Source organism: Neobacillus sp. PS3-12 (assembly GCF_030915385.1).
Classification (GTDB): Bacteria; Bacillota; Bacilli; order Bacillales; family Cytobacillaceae; genus JAEVLT01.
The window spans coordinates 1409101-1425105 of the sequence record NZ_CP133268.1 but is presented as its reverse complement, the minus strand read 5'-3'; the positions used below and the strand labels follow the sequence as shown (position 1 = coordinate 1425105).

Annotated in this window: 5 protein-coding genes, 21 tRNA genes and 3 rRNA genes; all 29 read left to right on the top strand. The window is 43.6% G+C overall.

Going from position 1 to position 16005, the window contains the following annotated elements; all coding sequences use genetic code 11:
• Positions 1-261 precede the first annotated feature (261 nt).
• The 29 genes from RCG17_RS07380 (at position 262) to RCG17_RS07240 (ending at position 15942) form a co-directional block, all read left to right on the top strand.
• Positions 262-1810 (top strand): 16S ribosomal RNA (locus RCG17_RS07380).
• A 189-nt stretch (positions 1811-1999) separates the two neighbouring features.
• Positions 2000-4938, top strand: a 23S ribosomal RNA gene (locus RCG17_RS07375).
• A 124-nt stretch (positions 4939-5062) separates the two neighbouring features.
• Positions 5063-5179, top strand: a 5S ribosomal RNA gene (rrf, locus tag RCG17_RS07370).
• Together the 16S, 23S and 5S rRNA genes with 21 tRNA genes alongside form the textbook arrangement of a ribosomal RNA operon.
• A gap of 8 nt (positions 5180-5187) precedes the next feature.
• Positions 5188-5263 (top strand) — tRNA-Val (locus RCG17_RS07365).
• An 8-nt stretch (positions 5264-5271) separates the two neighbouring features.
• Positions 5272-5347 (top strand) — tRNA-Thr (locus RCG17_RS07360).
• A gap of 108 nt (positions 5348-5455) precedes the next feature.
• A tRNA-Lys gene (locus RCG17_RS07355) sits at positions 5456-5531 on the top strand.
• 13 nt (positions 5532-5544) lie between these two features.
• Positions 5545-5629 (top strand) — tRNA-Leu (locus RCG17_RS07350).
• Between the two features lie 18 nt (positions 5630-5647).
• Positions 5648-5722 (top strand) — tRNA-Gly (locus RCG17_RS07345).
• Positions 5723-5727: 5 nt separating this feature from the next.
• Positions 5728-5816 (top strand) — tRNA-Leu (locus RCG17_RS07340).
• A 13-nt stretch (positions 5817-5829) separates the two neighbouring features.
• A tRNA-Arg gene (locus RCG17_RS07335) sits at positions 5830-5906 on the top strand.
• A 9-nt stretch (positions 5907-5915) separates the two neighbouring features.
• Positions 5916-5992 (top strand) — tRNA-Pro (locus RCG17_RS07330).
• Positions 5993-6020: 28 nt separating this feature from the next.
• Positions 6021-6096 (top strand) — tRNA-Ala (locus tag RCG17_RS07325).
• A gap of 12 nt (positions 6097-6108) precedes the next feature.
• Positions 6109-6185 (top strand) — tRNA-Met (locus RCG17_RS07320).
• A 13-nt stretch (positions 6186-6198) separates the two neighbouring features.
• Positions 6199-6275, top strand: a tRNA-Ile gene (locus RCG17_RS07315).
• Positions 6276-6291: 16 nt separating this feature from the next.
• Positions 6292-6384 (top strand) — tRNA-Ser (locus tag RCG17_RS07310).
• A 60-nt stretch (positions 6385-6444) separates the two neighbouring features.
• Positions 6445-6518 (top strand) — tRNA-Met (locus RCG17_RS07305).
• 3 nt (positions 6519-6521) lie between these two features.
• Positions 6522-6599: transfer RNA gene (locus RCG17_RS07300), tRNA-Asp, on the top strand.
• Between the two features lie 36 nt (positions 6600-6635).
• A tRNA-Phe gene (locus RCG17_RS07295) sits at positions 6636-6711 on the top strand.
• 25 nt (positions 6712-6736) lie between these two features.
• Positions 6737-6812, top strand: a tRNA-His gene (locus tag RCG17_RS07290).
• A gap of 14 nt (positions 6813-6826) precedes the next feature.
• Positions 6827-6900: transfer RNA gene (locus RCG17_RS07285), tRNA-Gly, on the top strand.
• Between the two features lie 4 nt (positions 6901-6904).
• A tRNA-Ile gene (locus tag RCG17_RS07280) sits at positions 6905-6981 on the top strand.
• A gap of 10 nt (positions 6982-6991) precedes the next feature.
• Positions 6992-7066 (top strand) — tRNA-Asn (locus tag RCG17_RS07275).
• 9 nt (positions 7067-7075) lie between these two features.
• Positions 7076-7166, top strand: a tRNA-Ser gene (locus RCG17_RS07270).
• Between the two features lie 9 nt (positions 7167-7175).
• Positions 7176-7247 (top strand) — tRNA-Glu (locus tag RCG17_RS07265).
• A 686-nt stretch (positions 7248-7933) separates the two neighbouring features.
• The gene (gene glgB / locus RCG17_RS07260) at positions 7934-9880 is read left to right on the top strand and encodes a 1,4-alpha-glucan branching protein GlgB (RefSeq protein ID WP_308174557.1); all 1947 of its coding nucleotides are present in this window, start codon (positions 7934-7936) and stop codon (positions 9878-9880) included.
• Complete coding sequence (locus RCG17_RS07255) at positions 9822-10967, top strand: glucose-1-phosphate adenylyltransferase (RefSeq protein WP_308174556.1); 1146 nt, start codon at positions 9822-9824, stop codon at positions 10965-10967. Before glgB ends, RCG17_RS07255 begins: the two co-directional genes overlap by 59 nt.
• A gap of 100 nt (positions 10968-11067) precedes the next feature.
• Positions 11068-12099 carry a GlgC family sugar phosphate nucleotidyltransferase gene (locus RCG17_RS07250; RefSeq protein ID WP_308174555.1) on the top strand — a complete coding sequence of 344 codons (1032 nt, stop codon included), beginning with the start codon at positions 11068-11070 and terminating at the stop codon, positions 12097-12099.
• Positions 12096-13547, top strand: coding sequence for a glycogen synthase GlgA (gene glgA, locus RCG17_RS07245; RefSeq protein ID WP_308174554.1), 1452 nt, complete (start codon positions 12096-12098; stop codon positions 13545-13547). The genes RCG17_RS07250 and glgA overlap by 4 nt, the downstream gene beginning before the upstream one ends.
• A complete protein-coding gene (locus tag RCG17_RS07240) occupies positions 13537-15942 on the top strand; it encodes a glycogen/starch/alpha-glucan phosphorylase (protein ID WP_308174553.1) in 2406 nt (801 codons plus the stop codon). Before glgA ends, RCG17_RS07240 begins: the two co-directional genes overlap by 11 nt.
• The last annotated feature ends 63 nt before the right edge of the window (positions 15943-16005 follow it).

The window sequence follows — 16005 nt, the reverse complement described above, 5'->3', positions numbered from 1 at the left end:
TAAAAATCTCTTGCAATCATAAAATTATCATGATATATTATTTCTTGTCCTCTTCAAGGAAGTCGAAAACGAAAAAAGTTTTGAAAAAGTTATTGACTTGCTGAATGACACTGTGATACATTAAGGAAGTCGCTTTCAGGTGACAACAATAAATAAAAAATTGTTCTTTGAAAACTAAACAAACAAAAACGTCAACAATAAAAATATAGTGAAGCAAGTCTTCACTAGCCAACGTAACATTTATGAGCTAACTCATACTCTTTAATGGAGAGTTTGATCCTGGCTCAGGACGAACGCTGGCGGCGTGCCTAATACATGCAAGTCGAGCGAATCATTAGGAGCTTGCTCCTGATGGTTAGCGGCGGACGGGTGAGTAACACGTGGGCAACCTGCCTGTAAGACTGGGATAACACCGGAAGTCGGTGCTAATACCGGATAATTCTTCACCTCTCATGAGGTGAAGCTGAAAGTCGGTTTCGGCTGACACTTACAGATGGGCCCGCGGCGCATTAGCTAGTTGGTGAGGTAACGGCTCACCAAGGCGACGATGCGTAGCCGACCTGAGAGGGTGATCGGCCACACTGGGACTGAGACACGGCCCAGACTCCTACGGGAGGCAGCAGTAGGGAATCTTCCGCAATGGACGAAAGTCTGACGGAGCAACGCCGCGTGAGTGATGAAGGCCTTCGGGTCGTAAAACTCTGTTGTTAGGGAAGAACAAGTATCGGAGTAACTGCCGGTACCTTGACGGTACCTAACCAGAAAGCCACGGCTAACTACGTGCCAGCAGCCGCGGTAATACGTAGGTGGCAAGCGTTGTCCGGAATTATTGGGCGTAAAGCGCGCGCAGGCGGTCCTTTAAGTCTGATGTGAAAGCCCACGGCTCAACCGTGGAGGGTCATTGGAAACTGGGGGACTTGAGTGCAGAAGAGGAAAGCGGAATTCCACGTGTAGCGGTGAAATGCGTAGAGATGTGGAGGAACACCAGTGGCGAAGGCGGCTTTCTGGTCTGTAACTGACGCTGAGGCGCGAAAGCGTGGGGAGCAAACAGGATTAGATACCCTGGTAGTCCACGCCGTAAACGATGAGTGCTAAGTGTTAGAGGGTTTCCGCCCTTTAGTGCTGCAGCTAACGCATTAAGCACTCCGCCTGGGGAGTACGGCCGCAAGGCTGAAACTCAAAGGAATTGACGGGGGCCCGCACAAGCGGTGGAGCATGTGGTTTAATTCGAAGCAACGCGAAGAACCTTACCAGGTCTTGACATCCTCTGACACTCCTAGAGATAGGACTTTCCCCTTCGGGGGACAGAGTGACAGGTGGTGCATGGTTGTCGTCAGCTCGTGTCGTGAGATGTTGGGTTAAGTCCCGCAACGAGCGCAACCCTTGATCTTAGTTGCCAGCATTTAGTTGGGCACTCTAAGGTGACTGCCGGTGACAAACCGGAGGAAGGTGGGGATGACGTCAAATCATCATGCCCCTTATGACCTGGGCTACACACGTGCTACAATGGATGGTACAAAGGGTAGCGAAACCGCGAGGTGGAGCCAATCCCATAAAACCATTCTCAGTTCGGATTGTAGGCTGCAACTCGCCTACATGAAGCCGGAATCGCTAGTAATCGCGGATCAGCATGCCGCGGTGAATACGTTCCCGGGCCTTGTACACACCGCCCGTCACACCACGAGAGTTTGTAACACCCGAAGTCGGTGGGGTAACCGTAAGGAGCCAGCCGCCTAAGGTGGGACAGATGATTGGGGTGAAGTCGTAACAAGGTAGCCGTATCGGAAGGTGCGGCTGGATCACCTCCTTTCTAAGGAAAATGTCCTAACGGACATCACAGATTGTTCGACGGATTTTGTTTGTTTAGTTTTGAGAGAACAATCTCTCAAAACCTTGTTCCTTGAAAACTAGATAATCGTATAAGAAGAAGTCAAGAAAGAACCGAGTAATCGCCATTTTAGTTTTCTCTCTTATTTAATTAAGAAGAAAAAACCTTTTAGGTTAAGTTAGAAAGGGCGCACGGTGGATGCCTTGGCACTAGGAGCCGATGAAGGACGGTACTAACACCGATATGCTTCGGGGAGCTGTAAGTAAGCTTTGATCCGGAGATTTCCGAATGGGGGAACCCACTGCTCGTAATGGAGCAGTATCTTTATCTGAATACATAGGATAATGAAGGCAGACCCGGGGAACTGAAACATCTAAGTACCCGGAGGAAGAGAAAGCAATTGCGATTCCCTAAGTAGCGGCGAGCGAAATGGGAACAGCCCAAACCGAAAGGCTTGCCTTTCGGGGTTGTAGGACACTCTACATGGAGTTACAAAGGAACGGGGTAAATGAAGCGATCTGGAAAGGTCCGTCATAGAAGGTAAAAACCCTGTAGTTGAAACTTCGTTCCCTCCTGAGTGGATCCTGAGTACGTCCTGGACACGTGAAATCCGGTCGGAAGCTGGGAGGACCATCTCCCAAGGCTAAATACTCCCTAGTGACCGATAGTGAACCAGTACCGTGAGGGAAAGGTGAAAAGCACCCCGGAAGGGGAGTGAAACAGTTCCTGAAACCGTGTGCCTACAAGTAGTCAAAGCCCTTTTATGGGTAATGGCGTGCCTTTTGTAGAATGAACCGGCGAGTTACGATCCCATGCAAGGTTAAGTTGATGAAACGGAGCCGCAGCGAAAGCGAGTCTGAATAGGGCGATTTTAGTATGTGGTCGTAGACCCGAAACCAGGTGATCTACCCATGTCCAGGGTGAAGGTAGGGTAACACCTACTGGAGGCCCGAACCGACGCACGTTGAAAAGTGCGCGGATGAGGTGTGGGTAGCGGAGAAATTCCAATCGAACTTGGAGATAGCTGGTTCTCTCCGAAATAGCTTTAGGGCTAGCCTCACGTTGTAAGAGTCTTGGAGGTAGAGCACTGTTTGGACTAGGGGCCCTCATCGGGTTACCGAATTCAGACAAACTCCGAATGCCAAAGACTTATCCGTGGGAGTCAGACTGCGAGTGATAAGATCCGTAGTCAAAAGGGAAACAGCCCAGACCACCAGCTAAGGTCCCAAAGTATACGTTAAGTGGAAAAGGATGTGGAGTTGCTTAGACAACCAGGATGTTGGCTCAGAAGCAGCCACCATTTAAAGAGTGCGTAATAGCTCACTGGTCGAGTGACTCTGCGCCGAAAATGTACCGGGGCTAAACGTATCACCGAAGCTGTGGGTGGACACCATTAGGTGTCCGCGGTAGGAGAGCGTTCTAAGGGCGTTGAAGCTAGACCGTAAGGACTGGTGGAGCGCTTAGAAGTGAGAATGCCGGTATGAGTAGCGAAAGATGAGTGAGAATCTCATCCACCGAATGCCTAAGGTTTCCTGAGGAAGGCTCGTCCGCTCAGGGTTAGTCGGGACCTAAGCCGAGGCCGAAAGGCGTAGGCGATGGATAACAGGTTGATATTCCTGTACCACCTCTTTATCGTTTGAGCAACGGGGGGACGCAGGAGGATAGGGTAAGCGCACTGCTGGATATGTGCGTGTAAGCAGTTAGGCTGGTGAATAGGAAAATCCGTTCACCGTGAAGGCTGAGCTGTGATGCCGAGGGAAATATAGTACCGAAGTTCCTGATTCCACACTGCCAAGAAAAGCCTCTAGCGAGATAAAAGGTGCCCGTACCGCAAACCGACACAGGTAGGCGAGGAGAGAATCCTAAGGTGAGCGAGAGAACTCTCGTTAAGGAACTCGGCAAAATGACCCCGTAACTTCGGGAGAAGGGGTGCTCTTTGGGGTTAATCGCCCTGAAGAGCCGCAGTGAATAGGTCCAGGCGACTGTTTAGCAAAAACACAGGTCTCTGCGAAGCCGCAAGGCGAAGTATAGGGGCTGACGCCTGCCCGGTGCTGGAAGGTTAAGAGGAGGGGTTAGCGCAAGCGAAGCTCTGAATCGAAGCCCCAGTAAACGGCGGCCGTAACTATAACGGTCCTAAGGTAGCGAAATTCCTTGTCGGGTAAGTTCCGACCCGCACGAAAGGCGTAACGATCTGGACACTGTCTCAACGAGAGACTCGGTGAAATTATAGTACCTGTGAAGATGCAGGTTACCCGCGACAGGACGGAAAGACCCCATGGAGCTTTACTGTAGCCTGATATTGAATTTTGGTACAGCTTGTACAGGATAGGTAGGAGCCTTTGAAGCCGGAGCGCCAGCTTCGGTGGAGGCATTGGTGGGATACTACCCTGGCTGTATTGAAATTCTAACCCGCACCCCTCATCGGGGTGGGAGACAGTGTCAGGTGGGCAGTTTGACTGGGGCGGTCGCCTCCTAAAGAGTAACGGAGGCGCCCAAAGGTTCCCTCAGAATGGTTGGAAATCATTCGCAGAGTGTAAAGGCACAAGGGAGCTTGACTGCGAGACCTACAAGTCGAGCAGGGACGAAAGTCGGGCTTAGTGATCCGGTGGTTCCGCATGGAAGGGCCATCGCTCAACGGATAAAAGCTACCCTGGGGATAACAGGCTTATCTCCCCCAAGAGTCCACATCGACGGGGAGGTTTGGCACCTCGATGTCGGCTCATCGCATCCTGGGGCTGTAGTCGGTCCCAAGGGTTGGGCTGTTCGCCCATTAAAGCGGTACGCGAGCTGGGTTCAGAACGTCGTGAGACAGTTCGGTCCCTATCCGTCGTGGGCGCAGGAAATTTGAGAGGAGCTGTCCTTAGTACGAGAGGACCGGGATGGACGCACCGCTGGTGTACCAGTTGTCTTGCCAAAGGCATCGCTGGGTAGCTATGTGCGGACGGGATAAGTGCTGAAAGCATCTAAGCATGAAGCCCCCCTCGAGATGAGATTTCCCATAGCGTCAAGCTAGTAAGATCCCTGAAAGATGATCAGGTTGATAGGTCAGAGGTGGAAGCACGGTGACGTGTGGAGCTGACTGATACTAATCGAATCGAGGACTTAACCAATAGTAATGATTATTCGTTCTTTACACTTCTTCTGAATTATCTAGTTTTGAGGGAATGAAAAAATTAATTTTCCTCTTGAAAAATATGAAAAAAACATTATAATAAAATAGTGTCTGATACATAGTCTGGTAATAATGGCGAGAAGGTCACACCCGTTCCCATACCGAACACGGAAGTTAAGCTTCTCAGCGCCGATGGTAGTTGGGACGAAAGTCCCTGTGAGAGTAGGACGTTGCCAGGCTGTTACATGGAGGATTAGCTCAGCTGGGAGAGCATCTGCCTTACAAGCAGAGGGTCGGCGGTTCGATCCCGTCATCCTCCACCATATTTTTTGCCGGCCTAGCTCAATTGGTAGAGCAACTGACTTGTAATCAGTAGGTTGGGGGTTCAAGTCCTCTGGCCGGCACCATTTTTTAAGTAATATGAAGTCGCTAGAAAAGTTAGTAAATATCTATCCATCGACTGCTGCTTTAATTAGCAAAAATAGATGTGAATATCTAACGGCTGAATATTTAACGAGCCATTAGCTCAGTCGGTAGAGCATCTGACTTTTAATCAGAGGGTCGAAGGTTCGAGTCCTTCATGGCTCACCATTCATTTTAATTTGCGGGTGTGGCGGAATTGGCAGACGCACCAGACTTAGGATCTGGCGCCGCAAGGCGTGGGGGTTCGACTCCCTTCACCCGCACCATTTACATTTAAATAAATTGCGGAAGTAGTTCAGTGGTAGAACATCACCTTGCCAAGGTGGGGGTCGCGGGTTCGAATCCCGTCTTCCGCTCCAATGTTGCCGGGGTGGCGGAACTGGCAGACGCACAGGACTTAAAATCCTGCGGTAGGTGACTACCGTACCGGTTCGATTCCGGTCCTCGGCACCATTTTAAAAAATATGCGCCAGTAGCTCAATTGGATAGAGCGTCTGACTACGGATCAGAAGGTTATGGGTTCGACTCCTTTCTGGCGCGCCATTTTTTTAACGGGAAGTAGCTCAGCTTGGTAGAGCACTTGGTTTGGGACCAAGGGGTCGCAGGTTCGAATCCTGTCTTCCCGACCATCAATTGCATAATGAATGAATTGTTTATGGGGGATTAGCTCAGCTGGGAGAGCGCCTGCTTTGCACGCAGGAGGTCAGCGGTTCGATCCCGCTATCCTCCACCATATACAATATTTGGCGGTGTAGCTCAGCTGGCTAGAGCGTACGGTTCATACCCGTAAGGTCGGGGGTTCGATCCCCTCCGCCGCTACCAAATTATCTTATATGGACCTTTAGCTCAGCTGGTTAGAGCAGACGGCTCATAACCGTCCGGTCGTAGGTTCGAGTCCTACAAGGTCCACCATTAATATCTTTATAACGGAGGAATACCCAAGTCCGGCTGAAGGGATCGGTCTTGAAAACCGACAGGCGGGTTATACCGCGCGGGGGTTCGAATCCCTCTTCCTCCGCCATATTATTTGTTTTTTAGAGATTATCTTATGGCACAAGCAAAACAGTATTATTTCTATTGTCGCGGGGTGGAGCAGTCCGGTAGCTCGTCGGGCTCATAACCCGAAGGTCGCAGGTTCAAATCCTGCCCCCGCAATATGGTTCGGTAGTTCAGCTGGTTAGAATGCCTGCCTGTCACGCAGGAGGTCGCGGGTTCGAGTCCCGTCCAGGACCGCCATTTTTATAGTAAAAGATTAGTGAATTATTTAAATTAGGCTCGGTAGCTCAGTCGGTAGAGCAAAGGACTGAAAATCCTTGTGTCGGCGGTTCGATTCCGTCCCGAGCCACCATTTATTAGCCATTTTTATAATAATGGCGGTTGTGGCGAAGTGGTTAACGCATCGGATTGTGGTTCCGACATGCGTGGGTTCGATTCCCACCAGCCGCCCCATTTAATAGAAATGTGCGGGTGTAGTTTACTGGTAAAACCTCAGCCTTCCAAGCTGATGTAGTGGGTTCGATTCCCATCACCCGCTCCATTATGGGCCTATAGCTCAGCTGGTTAGAGCGCACGCCTGATAAGCGTGAGGTCGATGGTTCGAGTCCATTTAGGCCCACCATTTATATTATTCCGCAGTAGCTCAGTGGTAGAGCTATCGGCTGTTAACCGATCGGTCGTAGGTTCGAGTCCTACCTGCGGAGCCATTATACTATAGAGAAGTACCCAAGTGGCTCAAGGGGCGCCCCTGCTAAGGGTGTAGGTCGAGTAATCGGCGCGAGGGTTCGAATCCCTTCTTCTCTGCCATAATTTATTGGCCCCTTGGTCAAGCGGTTAAGACACCTCCCTTTCACGGAGGTAACACGAGTTCGAATCTCGTAGGGGTCATACGAAAACTGATGATATAACTCATCAGTTTTTTTCGTTTTTGGGGAAAAATTAATATTCAGTAGAATCCCGAGTCAAATCAGCCCCAAGGTAATCAGAAACATCTTGTGACCATCAGCACCAAAAAAGGTGCACGAAGGTAACGATAATGAGAATCCTGTTACCATGGGCACCCAAAACCAGCCCTGATGGTAACAATAAAGAGAACCTTTGTGACCATCAGTCCAAAAAAAGGTGCACGAAGGTAACAAGAGACGCAATCTGATGACAATCAGCCCTAAAAATGACGGCCCAACGTAATCAGAAACCCGAGAAATCAGACCTCCAACCATCCCAGACGATTCCCATCCACTCCAAGTATTCCCCAATCAACCCTGACTGGCGATCCATCCTATCGCATCCCTTTCAACTGAATAATGCAAATAAAATATTCTAAAAAAATATTTTAAGCGCTTACATACTGAAAATATTAATAAAACCTTTCGCATAAAATTACGTAAAAATGTCGTATAATGACGGATATTTTCTGTTTTAGACATAAAATTCACTAGAAAAACCCTTCTGATGGCTAATGTCATCTATTTATGTCGGAAAAGCGAAAAAACTTTTTCAAGGAATAATTTTATAAAGAGCGAATTATAAAGAATCATTGAAATAAATATTTAGAAATAGGAATGAGGAGAACAATGGCGGTGAATACTTTTTTTCCAACCGAGTATCAGTTGCATCTATTTCACGAGGGGAACTTCTTTCAAAGCCATCAACTTTTCGGTGCTCACGTCCTGCAAAAAGGTGATTTGGTTTGTACAAGATTTTGTGTTTGGGCACCAAATGCCAAGCAAGTGAGGCTGGTTGGAGACTTTAATGGTTGGAATGGTGACGGATATGAGTTAGAGAAAGTAAACGATAATGGTGTCTGGGTTTTGCTACTTCATCAAAACTTAGAGGGATGCCTCTACAAATATGAAATTCATACAATAGCAAATGAAACTTTATTAAAGGCAGATCCTTATGCCTTTTATTCTGAGTTAAGGCCTCATACGGCATCTATTGTTTACGAAATGGATGATTTTGAGTGGAATGACCTTCAATGGATGCAGAAGAAGGAAAGGAAAAATGCTCTATCTGAAGCTGCGATTATATATGAAGTTCATATAGGTTCATGGAAAAAGAAACCGAATGGTGATTTCCTAAATTATCGGGAATTAGCAGATGAACTAATTCCATATGTTTTAGAACACGGGTTTACCCATATTGAATTATTGCCGCTAGTCGAGCATCCCCTTGATATCTCGTGGGGATATCAAGGTACAGGCTATTACTCTGTTACTTCAAGATATGGTACACCAAAGGATTTTATGTATTTTGTCAATCAATGCCATGTGAATGGAATAGGTGTGATTCTTGATTGGGTTCCAGGGCACTTTTGTAAAGATGCACATGGGCTCTATCAATTTGATGGTACACATCTATATTCTTATGAACAAATCCATGACAGGGAGAATAGTGTCTGGGGTACGGCTAATTTTGATTTGGGAAAAGGCGAAGTGCAAAGCTTCTTAATATCGAACGCTTATTTCTGGATGGAACAGTATCATATTGATGGTTTCAGAGTAGATGCTGTTGCCAATATCATTTATTGGCCAAATTCCAATGGAAACCATGAAAATGCTTTTGGAATAGACTTTTTAAAAAAGTTAAATAAAGCTGTGGGTGAATATGATCCACATTTTTTAATGATTGGGGAAGATTCAACCGACTTTCCAAATGTGACGGCTCCTGTTCACTATGGAGGGCTAGGCTTTGATTACAAATGGAATATGGGATGGATGAATGACATGTTGAAATACATGGAGACTCCGGCTTTTTCACGTCATTCCATGCATCACAAAGTAACATTTTCGCTTTTGTATGCTTTTTCCGAGAACTTTATCCTGCCGTTTTCACATGATGAAGTTGTTCACGGAAAAAAGTCACTTCTTGATAAGATGCCGGGAGACTATTGGGAAAAATTTGCCCAGCTTCGCTTATTACTTGGTTACATGTTTGCACACCCAGGGAAAAAGCTCTTGTTTATGGGATTTGAACTGGGGCAGTTTGCTGAATGGAAAGACAAGGAGCAACTTGACTGGAACTTACTGGAATTTGAAATGCATAGAAAAACAAACACATATGTTAAAGAGTTAATTAAAGTATATAAACGTTCAAAAGCAATGTACGAATTAGACTATTTACATGAAGGATTTGAATGGATTGATGCAAATAACAATGAACAATCGATATTCTCTTTTATTCGCAAAGGTAAAAAAGAAGAAGAGTTTTTTGCGGTCATCTGCAATTTTACAGGACTTTCCTATCAAAATTACAAAATAGGAATTACTGCTCCTGGTGAGTACCGCGAGGTATTCAACAGTGATAAAGAGGAATTTGGTGGCACAGGCCAAATCAATAAAAAAGTGATCGTGGCAGATGAGGAACCTTTTCATGGAAAACCATATTCAATCAATCTAACAATTCCTCCATTTGGAATTTTGATTTTACGACCAGTTAAGAAGAGAAAGGAGAGAAAAGGTAATGGGAAAGAAAAAGTGCGTAGCTATGCTGTTAGCAGGAGGAAAGGGGAGCAGGCTTAATTCACTTACCAAAGATATTGCGAAGCCTGCCGTTCCCTTTGGAGGAAAATACCGCATTATCGATTTTACATTGAGTAACTGTACCAACTCGGGAATTGATACCGTTGGGGTCTTAACACAATACCAGCCATTGCTTTTAAACTCCTATATTGGAATTGGCAGTGCTTGGGATTTGGATCGAAAGGATGGAGGCGTGACCGTACTTCCCCCATACAGTGAATCATCTGAAGTGAAATGGTATACAGGCACAGCAAGTGCCATTTTCCAAAATTTAAATTATTTAAAGCAATACCAGCCAGAATATGTCCTGATTTTATCGGGTGATCATATTTACAAAATGAACTATGAAAATATGCTTGAATATCATATTGAAAAACGGGCAGATGTTACGATTTCGGTCATTGAAGTTCCATGGCATGAAGCAAGCCGATTTGGAATTATGAATACTGAAGAAGACATGCGAATACGGGAATTTGAGGAAAAACCAAACACTCCAAAGAATAATTTGGCTTCAATGGGAATATACATTTTTAATTGGAATGTTTTAAAAGAATTTTTAGAAATGGATGACCGCAATCAACGATCGACACATGACTTTGGAAAAGATGTGATTCCATTGTTGCTTGATGAGCAAAAGAAGCTGTTTGCCTACCCATTTAAAGGCTACTGGAAGGATGTCGGGACTGTAAAAAGTCTCTGGGAAGCCAACATGGATCTCCTAAATGAAGAGAGTACGTTGAATTTATTCGATCATGATTGGAAAATTTATACGGTGAATCCGAATCAGCCACCGCAATACATTTCTCCAGAAGCCATTGTAAAAGAATCGTTAATTAACGAAGGCTGCACGATTGAGGGCTTTGTTGAAAAGTCAGTTCTTTTTCATGGGGTAAGTGTTGGTCAGGGCTCTGTGATAAAAGAATCCGTTATTATGTCTGATGCAAAAATTGGGAAAAATGTTCGCATCGAAAAAGCAATTGTACCGAGTAATTTAACGATTCCCGATGGAACGGTCATTTGTTCACTTGATGATGAAATCATTTTAGTAACAAGTGAAATGATAAATGGACTATACCCTGCCTATTAAAGCAAAAATTCAGTACTCTGAAAAAATAGATGCCAAGCGACCCGTGTCCTTCGCTATATTGGCTCATCCATTCTTACAATAAAAACAGGAGGAATTGTAATTGAAGAAACGACTACTAGGCGTAATCGACGCGACAACGTATTATGAGGATTTAGATGATCTAATTGGACACCGTTCACTTGCTGCCCTGCCGTTTGCCGGACGTTACAGGCTGATTGATTTTGTTTTATCCAATATGGTGAATTCAGGCATGAGAAGCGTTGCTATTTTTCCAAAAATCCAATACCGCTCGTTAATGGATCATTTGGGTTCAGGAAAGAATTGGGATTTAAACCGCAAAAGGGATGGTCTTTTCTTTTTCCCTTCTCCAATCATTGATAGCAGTCACAATGGAATTGGTTGTTTCCACCAGTTTGCTGCAAATCTTGATTATTTCAAACGCAGTACACAAGAGTATTCCCTGATTACCAATTGTAATACCGTTTTTAATATGAGCTTTTATTCCCTGTTAGACTTTCATATTGAGTCAGGGTGCGATATTACAGAGGTGGTACAACAAGATGGAACATCAATGGAAATGTATTTGATTAAAACGTCTTTGCTGATTCATTTAATTGAAACAAGAGATGAAACGGGATATACCTGTATGAAAAATGTTGTTGAAGACATTGGTCATGCTTATACCATTTGTCAATATCAGTATGATGGTTTTGCGGTGATGATAGATTCGATTCAAAGCTACTATTCTAACAGTATGAATTTACTTAATTCGGGAATTTGGAAGGAACTGTTTCGGAAGGAACATCCGATTTTAACAAAGGTAAAAGATGAACCGCCAACTCGATATATGAAAGGTTCTCTCGTCCAAAATTCGATGGTTGCGAATGGATGCTTAATTCAAGGAAGTGTCGAAAACAGTATTATTTCGCGAGAAGTAAAGATTGGGAAAAACTCGACGATTAAAAATTGCATTATCATGCAAAAAAGTGATATTGGAGATAACTGTTATTTGGATTCTGTGATCCTAGATAAGGATGTAAAAATAGAATCGGGGACCGTTTTAACTGGAACAGCCCATGCTCCTTATGTCATTCGTAAAGGCACAATACAAGGAGCGTTGATGAAATCGTGAAGGTTTTATTTGCCGTATCAGAATGTGGACCATTTATAAAATCGGGAGGCCTTGCGGATGTAGCTGGCTCCCTGCCAAAAGAGTTAAAACGATTTGGAACAGAAGTGAGGGTTATTTTACCTAAATATGGAGCAATTGCTGACCACTTTAAAAATGAGATGAAAAAAGTATGTGAGTTCACTGTATCTGTAGGTTGGCGAAATCAATATTGCGGTATTGAGGAGCTTGAGTATCAGGGAATAACCTATTATTTTATTGATAATGAATACTATTTTAAAAGGGATCGCTTATATGGATATTTTGATGATGGGGAACGCTTCGCTTATTTTAATCGAGCAGTTCTGGAAAGCCTTGCGCAATTAGACTTTTTCCCGAATGTCATTCATTGCCATGATTGGCATAGTGCCATGATTCCGTATTTGTTAAGAGTAGATTACCAAAATCGAAAGGGCTATGAATTGATTAGGACCGTTTTTACGATTCATAATCTTCAATTCCAAGGGATTTTTCCAAAAGAAATATTAGGAGACTTATTAGGCCTAAATCAGCAATTTTTCCATCCAAGGCATTTGGAGTTTTACGGTAATGTCAATTTCATGAAAGGTGCGATTGTTGCTGCAGATAAAATTACAACAGTCAGTCCTACCTATCAAAAGGAAATCATGACTCCTACTTTTGGGGAAAAATTGGAGGGTCTTCTTCGTGAAAGAGAGGAAGACCTATTCGGTATTTTAAATGGAATCGATGACCAGTTTTATAACCCAGAAAATGATCCATTCATTTATCAAACATATGGTCATACGAAAGTTGAAAATAAAAGCATAAACAAACAAGAAATTCAAAAATATTATCGTCTTCCGGAAAAAGACAATACCCCGTTAATGGTTATGATATCAAGATTGACCAAGCAAAAAGGGCTGGATCTCTTAAAATGTGTATTACATGAAATATTAGAGGATGATATCCAGGTGATCATCCTTGGAACAGGTGATTACGAGTACGAGGAATTTCTAAGGGAGGCTTCATATCGATATCCGAACAAATTGAAGGTGGAGATCGGTTTTAATGAGAAACTTGCCCATCGGCTTTATGCAGCGGCAGATTTATTTTTAATGCCTTCCCTTTTTGAACCATGTGGGCTGGGTCAAATCATCGCAATGAAATATGGTGCGGTCCCAATTGTAAGGGAAACAGGTGGATTAAATGATACTGTCTTCTCTTGGAATGAAACAACCAGGGAAGGAAATGGCTTTTCTTTTCGGAATTTTAATGCACATGATATGCTTTACACGATTCAAAGAGCATTATCTTTCTATCATAAAAAACAGGAATGGCCGTTCATAGTAAAGAATGCGATGAAAATGGATTATAGCTGGGCTCAATCGGCATTTAAATATAATTGTGTTTACGCAGAGCTGATTTCAAGGAGTGAAACCCATGTTTTCTAGTAAAGATCAATTTAAGAAAACTTTTTTAAAAAGACTTGAAATGCTGTGCGGAAAAGGTTTTAACGAAAGTACAGAAAGAGATCACTATCAGACACTCGGCAATATGATCCGTGAATATGTTAGTAAAGATTGGATTCGAACCAATGAAGAATATCGCTCAAAAAATGAAAAGCAGGTGTATTATTTTTCAATTGAGTATTTATTGGGAAAGCTTTTGCGACAAAATTTAATCAATTTAGGTATTGAAAGCGTTGTTGAGGCAGGGCTTGATGAACTTGGAATTAGTCTTGATGAGTTAGAGGACATGGAAGCAGATGCAGGGCTGGGCAATGGCGGTCTCGGCAGGCTGGCCGCTTGCTTTTTGGATTCAATCGCATCGCTGGATCTTCCTGGCCATGGCTTTGGGATTCGTTACAAGCATGGATTATTTGAACAAAAATTTGTTGACGGATATCAAGTTGAACTTCCGGAGCAATGGCTGCGGCATGGAAACGTTTGGGAAGTGCGTAAAGCAGATATGGCTGTAAAGGTGCCGTTTTGGGGGCAGGTTGAAACAAAGATGGAAAACGAACGTCTAGTCTTTCGCCACATCAATGCCGAAACGATTACTGCAGTTCCCTATGATATGCCTGTTGTAGGTTACAGGACAAGTACTGTCAATACATTACGGTTATGGAATGCTGAGCCTTCACCATTTCCAGTTCATAAGGATATTTTAAAATATAAACGGGAAACTGAGGCAGTAACAGAGTTTTTATATCCTGATGATACACATGATGAAGGAAAAATCTTAAGGTTAAAACAACAATACTTGCTCGTTTCAGCTAGTATCCAATCAATCTTAAATTCGTACCTAAATACGTACCCTAATTTAGAAGAATTTCACCAGCATGTTTGTATCCATATTAATGATACCCACCCGGTTTTGGCCATACCGGAGTTAATGAGAATCCTGATTGATGAAGAAGGAATGGGATGGGATCAGGCCTGGTACATAACATCTAATACGATTTCCTATACAAACCATACGACCTTAACGGAAGCGTTAGAAAAGTGGCCAATTAGAATATTCAGGCCTCTTTTACCTAGAATCTATATGATTATTGAGGAAATAAATGAGCGATTTTGCCATGACCTATGGGAAAAGTATCCTAGTGATTGGCAGCGAATTGAAAACTTAGCGATTATTGCCCATGATCAGGTGAAAATGGCCCATTTAGCTGTCGTCGGCAGCTTTAGTGTGAATGGAGTTGCCCAGCTCCATACAGAAATATTGAAGCAGCGGGAAATGAATCAATTTTATCAGCTGTTTCCAGAGAAGTTTAACAATAAAACAAATGGAATTGCCCACCGAAGATGGTTATTAAAAGCAAATCCAAAGCTCTCTGAGCTTATTACGGATAAGATTGGCCTTGCATGGTATCAGAATCCGATTGAGCTAAGGCGCTTACTCGATTATCAGCATGATCAGGCGTTTTTGGATGAACTGGACAGGATTAAACATGATAACAAGCGCAGGTTAGCGGAAGTCATTTATAAGCAGGTTGGAATAGCTGTAGATGTTGATTCGATTTTCGATGTTCAAGTGAAAAGATTACATGCTTACAAAAGGCAGCTTTTGAATATTCTGCACATCATGCATCTTTATAACCGAATCAAAGAGGATCCCTCAAGTGATATCGTGCCGCGCGTGTTTATTTTTGGGGCAAAAGCTTCACCAGGTTATTACTACGCCAAAAAGGTGATTAAACTAATTAACGCAGTTGCCGACAAAGTGAATAGTGATCCACAGATTTCGAATAGAATAAAGGTCATTTTCCTCGAAAATTACCGTGTATCGTTGGCGGAAAAAGTCTTTCCTGCGGCAGATGTAAGTGAACAAATTTCAACCGCCAGTAAGGAAGCATCCGGAACAGGAAATATGAAATTCATGATCAATGGTGCTCTAACAGTCGGAACACTTGATGGCGCAAATGTTGAGATTCATGAATTGGTAGGAGACAAAAATATTTTTACATTTGGGCTGTCTTCTGAAGAAGTTCTCCATTATTATCAATATGGCGGCTACCAATCCATTGAATATTATCATCATGACAGTCGGATAAAACAGGTCGTCGATCAATTAATTTCAGGCTTTTTCCCGAATGTTTATAATGAATTTGAACCGATTTTTGATTCATTGCTAGCTGAAAATGATCAATACTTTGTACTAAGGGATTTCGCCTCATATGTTGACATCCAGCAGCAAATCGGCGTTTCTTTTAAAAAGAGAAATGAATGGCAGAAGAAGAGTTTGATTAATATTGCCAATGCCGGTTATTTTTCAAGTGATCGAACCATAAAAGAATATGCAGACGGGATCTGGAAAATTAAACCGATAAAAGGATGGGACTGAGTAATCTCAGTCCTTTTTTGCTTCAATAAAAAACAGGCCATGGAAACAGGCCTGTTGAACTAG

Bases quoted from the DNA above. Each gene is read 5' to 3' on its own strand.
- glgB (WP_308174557.1), top strand. From the start codon at position 7,934: ATGGCGGTGAATACTTTTTTTCCAACCGAGTATCAGTTGCATCTATTT.
- RCG17_RS07255 (WP_308174556.1), top strand. From the start codon at position 9,822: ATGGGAAAGAAAAAGTGCGTAGCTATGCTGTTAGCAGGAGGAAAGGGG.
- RCG17_RS07240 (WP_308174553.1), top strand. From the start codon at position 13,537: ATGTTTTCTAGTAAAGATCAATTTAAGAAAACTTTTTTAAAAAGACTT.